We start from the raw sequence: 16,472 nt of genomic DNA, 5'->3' as shown, positions 1-16,472 counted from the left end.
CGGGCTGGCCTCGCCATGCCAATCGTTCGGCAGGCGCTGCACGGCCCCATCCCCACGGAGCCCCAATCTTGGAAAGCACCTATCAAAGCATCTGGGCCGAGCTCAGACAGACCAGTTTCAGCCAGGGCTGGGTGGACGCGGGCGGCATCGCCACGCGCTACCTGCACTGCGGCCAGACCTCGCAGCCGGCACTGATCCTGCTGCACGGCGTCGGCGGCCATGCCGAGGCCTATGTGCGCAACCTCAAGTCCCACGGCCGCCACTTCTCCACCTGGGCCATCGACATGATCGGCCACGGCTGGTCCGACCTCGCCACCCGCGACCTCGAAATCCCGGCCTACATCGACCACATCCTGCGCTTCATGGACGCGCAGAAGATCGAGCGCGCCAGCTTCTCCGGCGAATCCCTGGGCGGCTGGGTCGCGGCGCGCATGGCCATCGACCATCCGGACCGGGTCGAACGCCTGGTGCTCAACACCGCCGGCGGTTCGCAGGCCGACCCGGTGGTGATGGCGCGCCTCAAGACCCTGTCGCTGCAGGCGGCCACCGACCCGAGCTGGGCCTTCATCAAGGCCCGCGTGGAATGGCTGATGGCCGACAAGTCCAAGGCCTACGACGATCTGGTCGCCACCCGCCAGGCCATCTACGCGCGCCCCGGCATGGCCGGCGCGATGAAGCACAACATGATCCTGCAGGAAATGGACGTGCGTCAGCGCAACATCCTGCGCGCCGAGGACTACGGCCGCATCCAGGCGCCGACGCTGGTGCTGTGGACCTCCGACGATCCCACCGCCAACGTGGACGAAGGCCGCCGCATGGCTTCCATGATCCCCGGCGCGCTGTTCACGGTGATGGAAGGCTGCGGACACTGGCCGCAATTCGAGGACCCGCAGGTGTTCAACCGCATCCACCTGGCCTTCCTGCTCGGCGGCAACGTCCCCGAAGCCGTGCGCATCGGCAACTGAGTGCCATCCGGAGGAGACACGAGATGAGCACCATGCTGCAGTGCATGTCGCACACGCCCATCAAGGGCTACTTCGATCCGCCCGCAGAGGTGGTCGCAGAAGTCGCGGCGCTGGTCGAGGCGGTGGCCGAAGAGGTCGAACGCTTCGACCCGCAAGTGATTTACCTCTTCGCGCCCGACCACTACAACGGCTTCTTCCTCGACCTCATGCCCCCGTTCTGCATCGGCATGGCCGCCACCTCGGTGGGCGACTACACCACGCCCGCCGGCCCTCTGTCGGTGCCGCGGGACATCGCCGAAGCCTGCGCCGAGGCGGTCATCGCCCGTGACATCGACATCGCCTTTTCCTACCGCATGCAGGTGGACCACGGCTTTGCCCAGACCCTGCAGGAAGTGCTGGGCGGGCTGACGCGCTACCCGGTCGTGCCCATCATGATGAACGCGGTGGCGCCGCCGCTGGCGAGTTTCCGCCGTGCCCGCCAGTTGGGCGCGGCCATCGGCGACTTTGCCCGCGGACGCGGACAGCGCGCGCTCTTCGTCGCCTCCGGCGGCATGTCCCACAACCCGCCGATTCCGCGCATCGCCACGGCCACCGACCCGGAGGTGATCGAGCGCATCGTCGCCGGCCGCAACCCCACGCCGGAAGCGCGCGACGCCCGCCAGCAGCGCACCGTCGCCGCCGCGCGCGCCTTCGCCGCAGGAGAAAGCGAACTGCATCCCCTCGCCCCGGCATGGGATCGCGCGCTGATCCGCGACCTGTGCGCGCGCGACTGGTCCGCCATCGACGCCCAGCGCAACGAGGCCGTGACCGAAGCCGCCGGCGCCTCCGCCCACGAACTCAGAACCTGGGTGGCGGCAACGGCAGCCATGGACGCGGCCAGCGGCGCCCGGTGGGACGCGAGCGAACGCTACTACCGCCCCATCCCCGAATGGCTGGCCGGCTTCGGTGCCATCTCCGGCTACGGCCGTGCCACCCACTGATCCGCACAGAAAGGATTCCCGAATGAGCGACACATCCCCCGACATCGTCGCGGCGGCCGACAGCCTGCACGCGGCAATCGCCCACGGACAACCCATCGCACCCCTGCGCGAGGGCGTCGCCGACCCATCCATGGAGCGCGCCTACGCCATCCAGGCGCACAACACCCGCCGCGCGCTGGCGGCCGGCCGCCGGCTGGTGGGGCGCAAGATCGGCCTCACCTCGCCGGCGGTGCAGCGCCAACTCGGCGTCGACCAGCCCGATTTCGGCATGCTGTTCGCCGACATGGCGGTGGGCGACGCCGAACCGGTCGCCCGCGGCCGGCTGATCCAGCCCAAGGTCGAGGCGGAAATCGCCTTCGTGCTCGGCCGCGCGCTGGAATTCGAGCGCCACACCTACGCCGACGTGCTGCGGGCGGTGGGGTTCTGCCTGCCGGCGGTCGAGATCGTGGACAGCCGCATCGCCGACTGGCGCATCGGGCTGTTCGACACCATCGCCGACAACGCCTCTTCGGGCCTGTTCGTGCTCGGCGGCAACCCGGTCAAGCCCGGCGCCTTCGACATGGCGCGATGCGGCATGCGCATGGTGGAAGGCGAGCGCGTGGTGTCCGAAGGCAACGCCCGCGCCTGCCTGGGCAACCCGCTCAACGCCGCGATCTGGCTGGCGGACATGCTGGTCCGCGTCGGCCGGCCGCTGCAGGCCGGCGACATCGTGCTGACCGGCGCGCTCGGCCCCATGGTCGCCGTGGACCCCGCACGGCCCCAGAACTTCGCCGTCGATATCGAAGGCCTCGGCCACGTCGAGGCGAGCTTCGCCTGAAAAAGAACGGTATTCCCCAAGGAGAGAACGAATGAGCAAGATCAAGTGCGCCTTGATCGGCCCGGGCAACATCGGCACCGATCTGCTGTACAAGCTGAAGAGGAGTCCGGTGCTGGAACCGGTGTGGATGGTCGGGATCGATCCGACTTCCGAAGGTCTCGCCCGCGCCCGCGAACTGGGCCTCAAGACCACCGCCGAAGGCGTCGATGGCCTGCTGCCGCACGTCGCAGCCGACGGCATCCAGATCGCCTTCGACGCGACCAGCGCCTACGTCCATGCCGAGAACAGCCGCAAGCTCAACGAACTGGGCGTGCTGATGATCGACCTCACGCCCGCGGCCATCGGCCCCTACTGCGTGCCGCCGGTCAATCTGAAGGATCACGTCGGTCGCGGCGAGATGAACGTCAACATGGTCACCTGCGGCGGCCAGGCCACGATCCCCATGGTCGCGGCGGTCTCCCGCGTACAACCGGTCGCCTACGGCGAAATCGTCGCCACCGTGTCCTCGAAGTCCGCCGGCCCCGGCACCCGCAAGAACATCGACGAATTCACCCGCACCACCGCGAGCGCGGTGCAGCAGGTCGGCGGCGCCAAGGTCGGCAAGGCCATCATCATCCTCAACCCCGCCGAGCCGCCCTTGATCATGCGCGACACCGTGCATTGCCTCACCGAGACCGAACCGGATCAGGCCGCGATCACCGAGTCCATCCACGCCATGATCCGCGAAGTGCAGAAGTACGTGCCCGGCTACAAGCTCGTCAATGGCCCGGTGTTTGATACGACACCGCGCGGCCATCGCGTCTCCATCTATCTGGAGGTCGAAGGCCTGGGCGACTACCTCCCCAAGTACGCCGGCAACCTCGACATCATGACCGCCGCCGCCGCCCGCACCGCCGAGATGTTCGCCGAGGAAATCCTCGCTGGCCGTCTTTCCCTCGATACCACTGCCACCGCGTAAAGGAACTCCCATGGACCTGAAAGGCAAGCAGATCACCGTCCACGACATGACCCTGCGCGACGGCATGCACCCCAAGCGCCACCTGATGACGCTGGACCAGATGAAGACCATCGCCCAGGGGCTGGACGACGCGGGCATCCCGCTCATCGAAGTCACCCACGGCGACGGCCTGGGCGGCAGCTCGGTGAATTACGGCTTTCCCGCCCACACCGACGAGGAATACCTGGGCGCGGTGATCCCGCTGATGAAACACGCGAAAGTCTCGGCGCTGCTGCTGCCGGGCATCGGCACCGTGGATCACCTCAAGATGGCGCACGAGCTAGGCGTCAGAACCATCCGCGTCGCCACCCACTGCACTGAAGCGGACGTGTCCGAGCAGCACATCGGCCTCGCCAGAAAGCTCGGCATGGACACCGTCGGCTTTCTGATGATGAGCCACATGAACAGCCCCGAAGGCCTGGTGCAGCAGGCCAAGCTGATGGAAGGCTACGGCGCCAACTGCATCTACGTGACCGACTCGGCCGGCCATCTGCTGCCCGATACGGTGAAGGCGCGCATCAGTGCCGTGCGCGACGCGCTCAAGCCTGAAACCGAACTCGGCTTCCACGGCCACCACAACCTCGCGATGGGCGTGGCCAACTCCATCGCTGCGGTCGAAGCCGGTGCGACCCGTATCGACGCCGCAGCCGCCGGCCTGGGCGCCGGGGCGGGCAACACGCCCATGGAAGTGCTGATCGCGGTGTGCGAGCTGATGGGGATCGAGACGGGTGTGGATGTCTTCAGGATCCAGGACGTGGCCGAAGATCTGGTGGTGCCCATCATGGACTTCCCGATTCGCATCGACCGCGATGCGCTGACGCTGGGCTATGCGGGTGTCTATGGCTCCTTCCTGCTCTTCGCCAAGCGGGCCGAGAAGAAGTACGGCGTGCCGGCGCGGGAAATCCTCGTGGAGATGGGCCGGCGCGGCATGGTCGGCGGGCAGGAGGACATGATCGAGGACACCGCCCTGAATCTCGCCCGCACACAGGGCAAGGTGCCCACGGCCGCCAGAGCATGATCCCCCAACAACACCAAAGGAGAGAGACGATGACAAGCATGAGAGCCGCCCGCCTGCACGAGATAGGCGGCAAGTTTTCCATCGACGAGATGCCCATCCCCGAACCGCGCGAGCACGACGTGCTGGTGAAGGTCGAGGCCTGCGGGTTGATTCCCAACCTGCGCAACGTGGTGACGCATTTCCCCACCTGGTATCCCTTCCTGCCGCTGCCGGCGCTGCCGGCCATCTTCGGGCTGGACGCGGCCGGCACCGTGGCGGCCGTCGGTTCGGCAGTGAAGTCCTTCAAGCCGGGCGACCGGGTGTACGCGAACCCGGGCCTGTCCTGCGGCGAGTGCCGCTACTGCAGGCAGGGCGAACCCACGCGCTGCGAGGACTACACCTTTTCCGGGTATTTCGGCTTCGGCAAGGGATCGCAGGCCCTGTTCGAGCAGTACCCCTACGCCGGCTACGCCGAATACATGACCGCGCCGGCCACCAATCTGGTGCGCCTGCCGGACAGCATCGGCGCCGCCCATGCGACCCGCTTCGGCTACCTCGGCACGGCTTACTCGGCCATCCGCAAGAGCGCGCTGCGCCCCGGGCAGAGCACGCTGATCCTCGGCGCCACCGGCACCCTGGGCGTGGGCGCGACCCTGCTGGCACTGGCCTTCGGCGCCGCCCGCGTGGTGGTGGTGGCGCGCGACGCGGCCCTGCTGGCGCGGCTGGCGGCGTTCGATCCCAAGCGCGTGTTGCCGCTGCGGCTGGACGGACAAGGCATCGCCGCGCGCGTGCGCGAACTGGTGCCGGGCGGCGTCGATGCGATGCTCGACACGCTGGGCGCCAAGGCGCCGGCCGAGCTGTCGGTGGATGCCATGCAGGGCGTCGCCCGCGGCGGGCGCATCGTGCAGATCGGCGGCGTCGCCGGGCCGATTCCCATCGACCCGCACCCCTTCATGTGCGCCCAGTGGCAGTACATCGGCTCCCTGTGGTTCACCCCGTCCGAGGGCGACGAGATGGCCAGGCTGATCGACGCCGGGCTGGTGGATCTGGGCGTGCTGGAATCGCGCGCCTATCCGCTGGAGCAGCTCAACGAGGCGCTGGAGGCGGTCGAGAACCAAGCCAACGGATTCACCAACTTCCACATCCTGCACCGATGAACGCGACCCGTATCGTCACCGGCCACGACAGCGCCGGACAGTCCCGCATCGTCCTCGACGGCCCGCTCGTGGGCGGCGCCTTCGAGCACACACCCGGCTTCGAGGTCGGCATCGCGTGGGAAGCCGCGCCGCTGCCGCATATCGAACCCGGCCCCGCCGACAGCGCCGCCGCGCTGACCAGCGTCGTGCCCACGCAGGGCGGCACGGTGGCCATGCTGGTGACGTTTCCGCCGGCATCGGCCGGGCAGGGCGGCGATCCGGCGGCGGCCGGCGCCGAGATCGCCCGCCGCCTGCCGGGCCTGGCCGAGTGCTTCGAGCCGGACGCGCCGGGCTTCCACCGCTCCGACACCATCGATTACGGCGTCGTGGTCGAGGGGGAAATCTGGCTGGAACTCGACGGCGGCGTGACCCGCTGCCTGCGCCAGGGCGACGTCATCGTGCAGATCGGCACGCGCCACGCCTGGCGCAACCGCAGCGAGCAGCCGGCGCGCGTATTCTTCGTGCTGGTTGGCGCGCAGCGCGGCTGAGCGCCGCGCTCAGGCTGCCCTTCCGCCGATCAGCGGCTTGCCGCCGAGCAGGCCGCTGTCGCGGATCACGTCCAGCGAGCGCCGCACGTGGCGCCGGAGCACCTCGGCGAGCGCCGGCGCGTTGCGGGCGAGCGCGAACTTGAAAATCTGCTCGTGCTCGGCATGGACCGCACCGGGGCGGGGGCCGTCGAGCGCCGACAGCCGCCGGTAACGCTCGGCCTGCAGGTGCAGCCGCGCGCGCGCTTCCAGCAGCCGCGGCGAGCCGCAGGCGCCGACCAGCGCCTCGTGGAACTCGAAGTTGCGCCGCTCCCATTCCTCGTACACCTCGGACGTGCGCGCGGCCAGCCTTTCCTCGGTCAGCGAGAGCTTGTGGAAGGCGCTGACCAGGCGCGCCTCCCATTCGTCGTTGCCGCGGGCGAGGCTCTGGCTGGCGGCTTCCGCCTCGACCAGGGAACGCACGTACGACAGGTCTTCCAGGTCGGCCAGCGACATGGGCGCGACCGAGAACCCGCGCTGCCCCTGGGCCACCACCAGCGCGTCGGCCACCAGCAGCGCGAGCGCCTCGCGCAGCGTGCCGGAGCTCGCCCCGTAACGGGCCTTCAGATGTTCGACGCGCAGCCGCGCGCCGGGGGCATGGACGCCCAGCACGATGTCGCGCCGGATCTGGCGGTAGGCCGCCTCGATCAGGGTGGAAGGGGCGTCGTCGAGGTCCGTGGGACCGGCCACGGGGCGGGGATCGGGCTGCATCGTCGGACGGAATGTCATGGGATAGGAAATCATAGCATCGCACAACTTGTTGACAGCGTGTCAATTCGAAGACAATCTAATTAAAACTTTTCTTTTTATATAAATCTCGATATTTCAGTCGAGACAGGCAGAACCCCCACAGGAGAGACAGGGATGAACCAGAACAATCCCGAGCTGGGCCGCAGCATCGCCATCCACGGCGTGCGCACCAACTACCACGACCTCGGCCAGGGTTTCCCGCTGCTGATGATCCACGGCTCCGGGCCGGGCGTCAGCGGCTACGTGAACTGGCGCACCGTCATGCAGCCGCTGGCCGAAGAACGCCGGGTGCTGATTCCCGACATGGTGGGCTTCGGCTTCACCGAACGGCCGCCGGGCCAGCGCTACGACGTGGACGTCTGGGTGGACCAGGCCATCGGGCTGCTCGACGCCCTCGATCTGCCCCAGGCCGACATCGTCGGCAATTCCTTCGGCGGCGCGCTCGCGCTGAAGCTGGCGATCCGCCATCCGCAGCGCCTGCGGCGCATCGTGCTGATGGGCAGCGCCGGGCTGGACTTCCCCATCACCGACGGGCTGGAGGCGGTGTGGGGCTACGAGCCCTCGCCCGAGAACATGAAGCGCCTGCTGGACATCTTCGCTTTCGACCGCAGCCTCGTCACCGACGACCTGGCCCGCCTGCGCTACGAGGCCAGCATCCAGCCCGGCTTCCAGGAAGCCTTCGCGGCCATGTTCCCGGCCCCGCGCCAGCGCTGGGTCAAGGCGCTTTCCAGCGCGGAGGAGGACATCCGCCGCATCCCGCACGAAGCGCTGCTGATCCACGGCCGGGAGGATCGTGTCATCCCGCTGCAGAGCTCGGTTGCGCTGGCCGGCCTGCTGACCCGCGCGCAACTGCACGTGTTCGGCCGTTGCGGCCACTGGACGCAGATCGAGCAGGCGGCGCGCTTCACCCGGCTGGTGCGCGACTTCCTCGGCGAAGCGGGCGCGGACGAACCTTTGCCGCTCGCCTGAGCGGTCGCATACGGAGAACCACGAATGACCAAGGACATCGAGGGGCGCTGGGAGATCGTTTCCTGGCGGCAGGAATACGACGACGGCCGCCTCGTGCATCCGTTCGGCGAGGACCTGGAAGGCTTCATCGAATACGGGCACGGCACGGACACCATGTTCTGCGTGATCTCGCGCAAGCCGCGCACGCCCTTCCGCAGCGGCGGCCAGTGGGATGCCGCCGACGCGGACAAGGCCCGCGCCTACGACGAATACCTCACCTACGCGGGGCGCTACAGCTACGACGGCGAAACGGTCACGCACCACATCGAGCTGTGCATCTTCCCCAACTGGCAGGGCACGGCGCAGCGCCGCAAGGTGATCCGCGACGGCGCGGACGCCATCACGCTGGTCGCGCGCATCGAGGAAGGTACGCCCGAGGCGAGGACCGCGATCCTGGCCTGGCGGCGGGCGGGCAGCGACGCCTGAACGGCAAGGAGGAGAGGAGATGACACAAGTACAAGTAAAACGGCTGGCCTACATCCAGATCGAGACCGAGGATGTCGGGGCGTGGGTCGTGTTCGCGCGCGACGTGCTGGCCTGCGAAGTGGTCCAGGGCAGCAACGACCGCGAAGCCTGGCTGCGGGTGGACGACCGCCCGTGGCGCATCCATCTGACGACGGGGCCGCGCAACGACATCGTGGTGCTGGGCCTGGAGGCCGACTGCCTGGAAGACGTGGAAGCGATGCACGCCCGGCTCGCCGAGGCCGGCCATGCGGTGCGCGGCGGCACGGCGGAGGAATGCCGCGCGCGCGGCGTGCAGGCCCTGCGCCACTTCGTCGATCCGGCCGGGCTCGCGGTGGAGCTGAGTTTCGGCTCGCTGGTGCGCCCGCAGCAGCCTTTCCACGCGCCGGTGGCGCACGGCGGATTCGTCACGGATACGCAGGGGCTGGGCCACGTGATGCTGGTGGTCGAGAACGTGGCCGAGGTCCAGCGCTTCTACTGCGGCCTGCTCGGGTTCACGATCAGCGACTACGTCTCCACCCGCGACTACGGCGGCCGCCAGGGCGATTTCGTCTTCATGCGCTGCAACGAGCGCCATCACAGCCTGGCCATCGGTTTTCTGCCCATCGGCCGCCGCCTCGGCCACCTGATGCTGCAGGTGCGCGAGTTCGACGACGTGGGCCACGCGCTCGACCGCGTGCATCGCCACGGCGCGCTGCAGACGCGCGCGCTGGGCCGCCACATCAACGACCGCATGTTCTCCTTCTACGTCCGGAGTCCGTCCGGCGCGCAGATCGAATACGGCTGGGGCGGGCTGGAAGTCGAGGAGGCCAGTCACGTGGTGCGCACCTACGACGTGACCAGCGCCTGGGGGCACCAGCATCTGACGAAGTGACAAACAGACAGGGCGGCCGGTCCAGACCCGCAGCAAGCGGGCACGGCACGCACCCCGCAGAGAGCAAGGAGGAGAGACGTGGAACTCAATGGATGGAACACCGGATGCGGCGACCACGCAGCGATGCGCAGCTTCGAACGCTTCCACACGCGTGACCTGGAGGAGGCGCGCATGTGGGGCACGCGCGTGTTCTGCGAGAACGACCTGCGCAGCGTGGACGCGCGCAAGCCGGTCGATGCGCGCATGTCCTACCGCAAGCTGAGGGGCATCGGCATCGGCCACATGAGCTACGGCGGCGAAGTGACGATAGACGCCGGTCAGCTCGACACCTTCTATCTGGTGCAGATGCCCCTGTGCGGCGGCGAGCGCATCGAGAGCGCGGGCGAGCTCACGCTGTCCTCCTCGGCCGTGGGCAGCGTGCTCAACGCCCATCGCCCGGTGCGCATCCGCCACGGCGAAGGCACGGAAAAGCTCATCGTGCGGATAGACCGCGACCTGCTGGAGCGCCACTGCAGCCAGCACCTGGGCGGGCGGCTGCGCGGCCGCGTGGAATTCGACACCGCGATGCCCCTCGACACGCCCGAAGGCATGCGCTGGATGCGGACCATCGCCTGGCTGCTCGAAGGCCTGCGGGCGGACGACGACGGCCTGACCTCGACCCTGCTGACGGCGCAGATCGAGCAGATGATCGTGGCCATGCTCCTCGTCTGCCAGCCCAACAATCATTCGGCCCTGCTGCGCGAAGACTGTCGCACCCTCGCGCCGGCCTTCGTGCGGCGGGCCGAGGAATTCATCGAGGCGCAGGCGCACGAGGCGATCACCATCGGCGACATCGCCGAACACGTCGGGGTCAGCACCCGTTCCCTGTACAACGGTTTCCGCAAGTACCGGCAGACCTCGCCCATGCTCCATCTGAAGGAGATCCGGCTCAGCCACGTGCGCGAGGACCTGCAGCGCGCCGAGCCCGGCCGCAGCACGGTGACGGCGGTGGCCTACCAGTGGGGCTTCAACCACCTGGGCCACTTCACCACCGACTACAAGCGCCGCTTCGGCGAAAGCCCGTCGGAGACGCTGGCGCGCTGAGTCCGCCCGCAGTCCGGCACCGGACACCGCCCGGGGATCGGCCCGTTCCGGCCGTCCCCGGGCGTTTTCCTTTTCCCTCCGCGCATCCATCCCGCGCCGAATTTCGTGCACTGGCGGGATAAACCCCTCGGGCACGGGAGCGCAGGCCGGGTCGGCCATTCCTAAGATCGGCCACAAAGGATGCGGGACAGCATCGCAAGACCCCGGACAAACACAGACAGAGAGAATCCATGAGCGATACCCATACCGTCACCCTGCGCTTTGCTGACGGGGTGAGCCGCGAAGTCGCGGTAGGGGCCGGCCAGACCGTGCTCGACGCGGCGCTGGAGGCGGGCGTGCCGGTGCTGCACCAGTGCCGCAGCGGTAGCTGTTCGAGCTGCCTTGCCCACCTGGCCGACGGCGAGGCGCCGATCAGGCCGGGCGCGAGTTCCACGCTGATGCCCCACGAGCTGGCCGGCGGCCAGCGCCTGCTGTGCGTCACGCAGGCCCGGGGCGACTGCACCTTCGACCTGGGCTACGGCAGCGAGGAAGGCAGCCAGCCCGAAGTGGAAGCCCACGCCTTCGTCAACGCCATCGAGCCCGTGGCCTCCAACGTGGTCAAGGTGTCGCTGGAACTGGCCGAAGGGAGCTGGCTTTCCTTCCGCCCCGGCCAGTTCGTGCAGATCGAGGTGCCGGGCGCCGAAGTGCTGCGCAGCTATTCTCCGGTGAGCATCGAATCCGCCCTGCCCAACATCGAGCTGCTGATCCGCCTGCTGCCCCAGGGGGCGATGTCCACCTGGCTGACCTGCGGCGCCAAGGTGGACGACGTGGTCAAGCTCAAGGGCCCCTACGGCGCCTTCTTCCTGCGGGAAAAGAAGCGCGCGCCCCACATCTTCGTGGCCGGCGGCACGGGGCTGGCGCCGGTGCTTTCGATGATCGACCGCATCCACCAGATCGGCGGCCGCAAGCCGCCCATGCTGCTCGCCTTCGGCTGCGCCACGCCGGACCAGCTCTTCTACCTGGACGAACTGGAACTGCGCCGCCAGTGGCTGCCGACGCTGCAAACCCGCGTCTGCGTGGACCGCGAAGCCACCGAGGGGCTCGTCTCCGGCAGCCCGGTTTCCACCCTCACCGCCGAGGACGTGACCGATCCCGAAACCGTCGCTTACCTGTGCGGCCCCCCGGGAATGATGGATGCCGCCACCGCGCGGCTCACCGAACTGGGCGTGAAACCCGAGAACATCTTCGCCGAGCAGTTCGTCGCCAGCCACTGAACCCGGAGCCCACGAAAAATGAGCGACTACACCCCCATCCCCACGGTCCCGAATCCCCTCTCCGCCCAGCAACTCGCCTGGTACGAACAGGCCTGCGCCCGCATCGACGCCCGGCGCCTGCAGAAGCTGCTCTTCGCCGTCACCGACATCCACAGCCCCACCGGCCTCGCCCGCGCGGCGAGCGAGTTCATGGTCGGTCATCTGGGCAAGGTGGGCTTCAACTCCCGCTACATGCCCATGACGGAGACCAGCGGCAACGTCTTCGCCGAGCGCCGCGGCAGCGGCGGCGGGGCGGCGGTGATGCTGTATTCGCCCATCGACACCCACCTGGAACTGGACGAGGAAGAGCGCCAATGGACCGGCAGCAAGGACGAGGCCGACATGCGGCCGCGCGCCCAGATCGTGGACGACTGGGTGTACGGCCTGGGTGCATCGAACCCGAAGGCCATGGTCGCCACGCTGACCGAGATCGCCACCGCGCTGGTGGAATCGGGCGTGCCGCTGATGGGTGACCTGCTGCTGGGCATGGGCGACGGCGGCATGCCGGTGGACATCTCCGCGCGCCAGCACTCAGGCATGTCCAACGGCGTGCTGCACCTGCTCAACCGCGGCGCCGCGGCGGACTTCGCCGTGGTGATGAAGCCGTGGAACTGGGTGTACCACGAGGAGCCGGGCATGGGCTGGTTCAAGCTGCGCGTGCACGGCACCCTGGGCTACGCGGGCGTGCCGCGCGGCACGCCGGGCTTCCGCAGCTCCGTCGTGCCGGCCGCCGACGTGATCCAGGAACTGGAAAAGTGGATCGTCGAATACGCCGAGCGCAACACCTCCGGCGTGGTCGCGCCCCACGGCTGGATTTCCGGCATCCGCTCGGGCAATCCGGAGCGCCCGGCCTTCCCCTCCGCCATCACCGAAATCTTCTTCGACGTGCGCATCAGCCCGCGCACCTCGCCCGCGGACGTGAAGGCCCAGTTCGCCGCCTTCGTCGCCGACCTGCAGCGGCGCCGTCCCGATCTGGTGCTGGACTGGGAGATGTACGGCTCGGTGCCCGGCGGCACCACCGACGAGGCCAACTGGATCGTCCAGTCCGCCAAGCGCGGCTGGGAGTTCATCGAAGGCCGCCCCCACGGCAAGCCCGACCTGCTCGGCGGCCAGACCGACGGCGCCGCGCTGCGCCGCTACGGCGTGCCCACCGTGCGCATCGGCTGGCCGTGGCCGGCGCAGGGCGCCACCGAGCCGGTGGCCGAAGGGCTGGGCGGCATGGGCGCCACCTACATCCCGGACCTGCTGCCGTGCGCAAGAAAGATCATGTACGTGCTGATCGACACGCTGACGCGCAAGCGGGAAGAGATGGGGTTGTGAGGGTTTTCTCCCTCCCCTTCAAGGGGAGGGTCGGGGTGGGGATGGGTTTCGTCGGGCGCTGAACTGAAACCCATCCCCCTCCCAGCCTCCCCCTTGAAGGGGGAGGAGCAGGCCGTGCCCGCTCAACTGGAGAACAGAATGCCCAAGAAACTCAAGATGATCTTCCCCGTGCCCATGAGCGAGGCCACCCGCCCGCTGGTGGAATCGCAACTGCCGCCCGGCGTGCGCCGGCCCGACATCGACGTGGAATTCGTCGGCGCCGGCCGCACGATGACGCTGGCCGACAGCTACTACGACATGGCCATCATGGAGATGGCGGTGATCGAGGCCGGCATGCGCGCGCAGGACGAAGGCTTCGACGCGGTGTGCATCAACACCGTCAGCGATTCCGGCCTCGCCGCGCTGCGGGCGCGGCTCTCCATTCCGGTGCTGGCGCCGGGGCAGAGTTCCTTTCACCTGGCGTCCATGCTGGGCCACCGCTTTTCCATCCTCACCATGTGGCCGCGCTGGTTCCCGCTCTACCGCAAGACGCTGAAGGAATACGGGCTGGAATCGCGGCTCGCGTCCATCCGCTCCATCGACGTGCGGCCGGACACCGAAGCGCTGCTGACGGGCAAGGAGGAAGTCGTGTTCGCCAGGCTGGAAGCCGAGGCGCGCAAGGCCATCGAAGAAGACGGCGCGGATGCCATCGTGCTGGGCTCCACCACCATGCACCAGTCCCACGCCTACCTGGCCGAACGCCTGCCCGTGCCGGTGCTCAACCCCGGCGTGGTCGCCTACAAGCTGTGCGAACTCTTCCTCGATCTGGGGCTGACCCACAGCAAGGTCGCCTATCCCTCGCCCGAGGCGGTCAAGGATCAGGCTTTTTCATTCTGAGCGAGGCGAACCCATGAGCGAGCAAGACAAACTGTATGTGGACGGGGTCGAGGGCACGAGCCGCTACGTCACCGTCGATGGCGTGCGCCTGCACTACGTCGAAGTCGACGGGCCGGACGATGCGCCGCCGGTCGTCTTTACTCACGGCGGCGGGCCGGGCAGCACCGGCTGGAGCAACTTCCGGCTGTCCGCCAAGGCGTTTTCGGCGAAGCACCGCTGCTATTTCCTGGACTTCGCCCAGTACGGCAAGTCCGACATGGTGGTGGTGGACGGCCCCGTCTTCACCTGGCACGCGAAGAAGCTGCTGGGCTTCCTGGACACGCTGGGCATTGCCAGGGCCCATCTGGTGAACCAGAGCTTCGGCGGCTGCGTGGCCACCGCGCTGGCGGTGGAGCACGGCGAGCGCATCGGCCGCATGGTGATGATCGGCTCCCAGCCGGTGGGCCACGGCGTCATCGCGCCCATGCCGCTGACCACCAAGCACGCCCGCGACATCTTCCCCGGCTACTTCGGCGACGGCGGCCCCAGCCCGGAGAAGATGCGCGCGCTGATCGCGCGGCTGGAATTCCACGACGACGGCAAGGTGGACGCGGAGAACGTGCGCCTGCGCTACGAAGCGAGCATCAACCCCGCCTACCTGGAACTCATCAAAACACCGGGCTTCTTCGGCCAGCCCGACGACCTCACCGCCCTGCTCCCCCGCGTGACCGTGCCCACCATGATCTTCTGGGGCCTGCACGACTGGTTCGGCGGCATCGACGTGCCCATGCTGATGCTGAACCGCTTCGCCGACGCCCGCCTGCACGTGGTCGGCAAGGCCGCCCACCACCTGCAGACCGAGTGCCCGGACGAGTTCAACCGGACCGCGCTCGCCTTCGTCGAGGGACACGAGCAATGAACGAACTGCATTACGCCGAAATCGCCGACCTCGCCCCGCTGCTGCGCACGGGGGAGGTGTCGCCGGTGGAACTCACGCGCGCCATGTTCGCGCGCATCGCCGCTCTGGACGGCGACCTGCGCGCCTACGCCCGCACCATGGAAGCCGAAGCGCTGGAAGCCGCCGCGCGGGCCGAGGCGGAAATCGCCGCCGGCAACTACCGCGGCCCGCTCCATGGCGTGCCCGTCGCGGTGAAGGATCTGTTCTGGACCAAGGACGTCGCCACCGCCACCGGCACCACGGTGTTCGCCGATTTCGTGCCGGACGAGGACGCCACGGTCGTGCGCCGCCTGCGCGAAGCCGGCGCCATCATCCTCGGCAAGCTGCAGATGACCGAAGGCGCCTTCGCCACGCCGCATCCGACCCTGCCGCCGCCGGTCAACCCCTGGGGCGCGAACCACTGGACCGGCGCATCGTCCAGCGGCTCCGGCGTCGCCACCGCCGCCGGCCTGTGCTTCGCCGCGCTGGGCACGGACACGGGTGGTTCGATCCGCTTTCCGTCCGCGGCCAACGGCCTCTCCGGCCTCAAGCCCACGTGGGGCAGGGTGAGCCGCCACGGCGCCTTCGAGCTCGCCGCCACCATGGACCACGTCGGCCCCATGGCCCGCAGCGTGCGTGACGCGGCGCTGCTGTACGAGATCATCGCCGGCCACGATCCGCTGGACCCGACCTCGCTCCTCGCGCCGGTCGAGCCCTTCGCCCGCGGCAGCATCGCCGGCATGCGCATCGGCATCGACCGCGCCTGGAACGCCAACGGCTCCGACGCCGAGGTGCTGGCGGCGACCGAAGCGATGGTGAAGGCGCTGGCCGGGCTGGGCGCCGAGATCGTGGACATCCGCGTGCCGGACACCGCCTGGCACATCGCCGGCGAATGGGAAGTGCTGTGCGGCGTGCAGACCGCCGTGGCGCACGCGGCTACCTACCCGAGCCGCGCGGCCGATTACGGCCCGGCGCTGTCGAGGCTCATCGACGTGGGCCGCGCGACCAGCGGCATGCGCTACCAGCAGGCCATCCTGGACGCGCTCGCCTTCACCGGCCGCATGAACGAGGTGCTGGCCGGCGTGGATGCGCTGCTCGCCCCGGTCCAGCCCTTCGCCGCGCCCACCTACGAAACGCTCGCCGCGCTGGCCGAATCGCCGGAGCTGAACCAGCAACTGATCCAGTACACCGCGCCCATCGACGTCAGCGGCCACCCCGCGCTGTCGCTGCCCTGCGGCAGCACGGCGGCAGGCCTGCCCGTGGGCTGCCAGTTGATCGCGGAAAAGGGCGGCGAAGCGACGCTGCTGCGCGTGGGCGTGGCGGTGCAGAGCGTGACCAGTTGGCACAAGGCGCGGCCGGCGACGGACTGACCACAATGGACGAACGGTTCCCGTTCCTCCCCCTTCAAGGGGGAG

The 16,472-nt window shown here is 68.8% G+C and carries 17 protein-coding genes; 16 read left to right on the top strand and 1 reads right to left on the bottom strand.

The window, feature by feature from the left end; translation table 11 throughout:
- Nucleotides 1-68: 68 nt before the first annotated feature.
- The 7 genes from E6O51_RS08390 to E6O51_RS08360 are packed head-to-tail and all read left to right on the top strand — an operon-like array spanning nucleotide 69 to nucleotide 6,440.
- Complete coding sequence (locus tag E6O51_RS08390; RefSeq protein ID WP_136384524.1) at nucleotides 69-965, top strand: alpha/beta fold hydrolase; 897 nt, start codon at nucleotides 69-71, stop codon at nucleotides 963-965.
- A gap of 23 nt (nucleotides 966-988) precedes the next feature.
- A complete protein-coding gene (locus E6O51_RS08385) occupies nucleotides 989-1,945 on the top strand; it encodes a 3-carboxyethylcatechol 2,3-dioxygenase (RefSeq protein ID WP_136384523.1) in 957 nt (318 codons plus the stop codon).
- Nucleotides 1,946-1,967: 22 nt separating this feature from the next.
- Nucleotides 1,968-2,762, top strand: coding sequence for a 2-keto-4-pentenoate hydratase (locus tag E6O51_RS08380; protein ID WP_136384522.1), 795 nt, complete (start codon nucleotides 1,968-1,970; stop codon nucleotides 2,760-2,762).
- A gap of 31 nt (nucleotides 2,763-2,793) precedes the next feature.
- On the top strand, nucleotides 2,794-3,720 hold the full coding sequence (locus tag E6O51_RS08375; protein WP_136384521.1) for an acetaldehyde dehydrogenase (acetylating): 927 nt from the start codon (nucleotides 2,794-2,796) through the stop codon (nucleotides 3,718-3,720).
- 10 nt (nucleotides 3,721-3,730) lie between these two features.
- On the top strand, nucleotides 3,731-4,777 hold the full coding sequence (gene dmpG, locus E6O51_RS08370; RefSeq protein WP_136384520.1) for a 4-hydroxy-2-oxovalerate aldolase: 1,047 nt from the start codon (nucleotides 3,731-3,733) through the stop codon (nucleotides 4,775-4,777).
- Nucleotides 4,778-4,806: 29 nt separating this feature from the next.
- Nucleotides 4,807-5,913, top strand: coding sequence for an alcohol dehydrogenase catalytic domain-containing protein (locus tag E6O51_RS08365; RefSeq protein ID WP_211091359.1), 1,107 nt, complete (start codon nucleotides 4,807-4,809; stop codon nucleotides 5,911-5,913).
- Nucleotides 5,910-6,440 (top strand): cupin domain-containing protein, encoded by a 531-nt coding sequence (locus E6O51_RS08360; protein WP_136384519.1) that lies wholly within the window; start codon nucleotides 5,910-5,912, stop codon nucleotides 6,438-6,440. Before E6O51_RS08365 ends, E6O51_RS08360 begins: the two co-directional genes overlap by 4 nt.
- Before the next feature lie 9 nt (nucleotides 6,441-6,449).
- Here the strand turns inward: E6O51_RS08360 and E6O51_RS08355 are convergent, their stop codons facing one another.
- Complete coding sequence (locus tag E6O51_RS08355; RefSeq protein WP_230976733.1) at nucleotides 6,450-7,166, bottom strand: FCD domain-containing protein; 717 nt, start codon at nucleotides 7,164-7,166, stop codon at nucleotides 6,450-6,452.
- 174 nt (nucleotides 7,167-7,340) lie between these two features.
- Here E6O51_RS08355 and E6O51_RS08350 point away from each other — a divergent pair, with 174 nt between their 5' ends.
- The 9 genes from E6O51_RS08350 (at nucleotide 7,341) to E6O51_RS08310 (ending at nucleotide 16,427) form a co-directional block, all read left to right on the top strand.
- A complete protein-coding gene (locus E6O51_RS08350; protein WP_136384518.1) occupies nucleotides 7,341-8,195 on the top strand; it encodes an alpha/beta fold hydrolase in 855 nt (284 codons plus the stop codon).
- 24 nt (nucleotides 8,196-8,219) lie between these two features.
- Entirely contained in the window at nucleotides 8,220-8,660 is a 441-nt protein-coding gene (locus E6O51_RS08345; RefSeq protein WP_136384517.1) for a lipocalin-like domain-containing protein, read from the top strand.
- A gap of 19 nt (nucleotides 8,661-8,679) precedes the next feature.
- Nucleotides 8,680-9,570: a VOC family protein gene (locus tag E6O51_RS08340; RefSeq protein ID WP_136384516.1), complete on the top strand. Its 891-nt coding sequence runs from the start codon at nucleotides 8,680-8,682 to the stop codon at nucleotides 9,568-9,570.
- 78 nt (nucleotides 9,571-9,648) lie between these two features.
- The gene (locus tag E6O51_RS08335) at nucleotides 9,649-10,653 is read left to right on the top strand and encodes an AraC family transcriptional regulator (protein ID WP_136384515.1); all 1,005 of its coding nucleotides are present in this window, start codon (nucleotides 9,649-9,651) and stop codon (nucleotides 10,651-10,653) included.
- Between the two features lie 230 nt (nucleotides 10,654-10,883).
- Nucleotides 10,884-11,906 carry an FAD-binding oxidoreductase gene (locus tag E6O51_RS08330; protein ID WP_136384514.1) on the top strand — a complete coding sequence of 341 codons (1,023 nt, stop codon included), beginning with the start codon at nucleotides 10,884-10,886 and terminating at the stop codon, nucleotides 11,904-11,906.
- Nucleotides 11,907-11,924: 18 nt separating this feature from the next.
- Nucleotides 11,925-13,265, top strand: a complete 1,341-nt coding sequence (locus E6O51_RS08325) for a M20 family metallopeptidase (RefSeq protein WP_136384513.1) — start codon at nucleotides 11,925-11,927, stop codon at nucleotides 13,263-13,265.
- Between the two features lie 138 nt (nucleotides 13,266-13,403).
- The gene (locus E6O51_RS08320; protein WP_136384512.1) at nucleotides 13,404-14,141 is read left to right on the top strand and encodes an aspartate/glutamate racemase family protein; all 738 of its coding nucleotides are present in this window, start codon (nucleotides 13,404-13,406) and stop codon (nucleotides 14,139-14,141) included.
- A 13-nt stretch (nucleotides 14,142-14,154) separates the two neighbouring features.
- Complete coding sequence (locus E6O51_RS08315; RefSeq protein ID WP_136384511.1) at nucleotides 14,155-15,039, top strand: alpha/beta fold hydrolase; 885 nt, start codon at nucleotides 14,155-14,157, stop codon at nucleotides 15,037-15,039.
- A complete protein-coding gene (locus E6O51_RS08310) occupies nucleotides 15,036-16,427 on the top strand; it encodes an amidase (RefSeq protein WP_136384510.1) in 1,392 nt (463 codons plus the stop codon). Before E6O51_RS08315 ends, E6O51_RS08310 begins: the two co-directional genes overlap by 4 nt.
- The last annotated feature ends 45 nt before the right edge of the window (nucleotides 16,428-16,472 follow it).

The organism is Pseudothauera rhizosphaerae, from assembly GCF_004801305.1.
GTDB classification, from domain to species: Bacteria; Pseudomonadota; Gammaproteobacteria; order Burkholderiales; family Rhodocyclaceae; genus Pseudothauera; species Pseudothauera rhizosphaerae.
Note: the sequence above shows the minus strand (reverse complement) of the source record. Positions and strands in the feature narration are given on the sequence as shown.

Bases quoted from the DNA above. Each gene is read 5' to 3' on its own strand.
- E6O51_RS08365 (WP_211091359.1), top strand. From the start codon at position 4,807: ATGACAAGCATGAGAGCCGCCCGCCTGCACGAGATAGGCGGCAAGTTT.
- E6O51_RS08310 (WP_136384510.1), top strand. From the start codon at position 15,036: ATGAACGAACTGCATTACGCCGAAATCGCCGACCTCGCCCCGCTGCTG.
- E6O51_RS08380 (WP_136384522.1), top strand. From the start codon at position 1,968: ATGAGCGACACATCCCCCGACATCGTCGCGGCGGCCGACAGCCTGCAC.
- E6O51_RS08320 (WP_136384512.1), top strand. From the start codon at position 13,404: ATGCCCAAGAAACTCAAGATGATCTTCCCCGTGCCCATGAGCGAGGCC.
- E6O51_RS08360 (WP_136384519.1), top strand. From the start codon at position 5,910: ATGAACGCGACCCGTATCGTCACCGGCCACGACAGCGCCGGACAGTCC.
- E6O51_RS08375 (WP_136384521.1), top strand. From the start codon at position 2,794: ATGAGCAAGATCAAGTGCGCCTTGATCGGCCCGGGCAACATCGGCACC.
- E6O51_RS08325 (WP_136384513.1), top strand. From the start codon at position 11,925: ATGAGCGACTACACCCCCATCCCCACGGTCCCGAATCCCCTCTCCGCC.
- E6O51_RS08350 (WP_136384518.1), top strand. From the start codon at position 7,341: ATGAACCAGAACAATCCCGAGCTGGGCCGCAGCATCGCCATCCACGGC.
- E6O51_RS08340 (WP_136384516.1), top strand. From the start codon at position 8,680: ATGACACAAGTACAAGTAAAACGGCTGGCCTACATCCAGATCGAGACC.
- E6O51_RS08385 (WP_136384523.1), top strand. From the start codon at position 989: ATGAGCACCATGCTGCAGTGCATGTCGCACACGCCCATCAAGGGCTAC.
- E6O51_RS08330 (WP_136384514.1), top strand. From the start codon at position 10,884: ATGAGCGATACCCATACCGTCACCCTGCGCTTTGCTGACGGGGTGAGC.
- E6O51_RS08315 (WP_136384511.1), top strand. From the start codon at position 14,155: ATGAGCGAGCAAGACAAACTGTATGTGGACGGGGTCGAGGGCACGAGC.
- E6O51_RS08345 (WP_136384517.1), top strand. From the start codon at position 8,220: ATGACCAAGGACATCGAGGGGCGCTGGGAGATCGTTTCCTGGCGGCAG.
- dmpG (WP_136384520.1), top strand. From the start codon at position 3,731: ATGGACCTGAAAGGCAAGCAGATCACCGTCCACGACATGACCCTGCGC.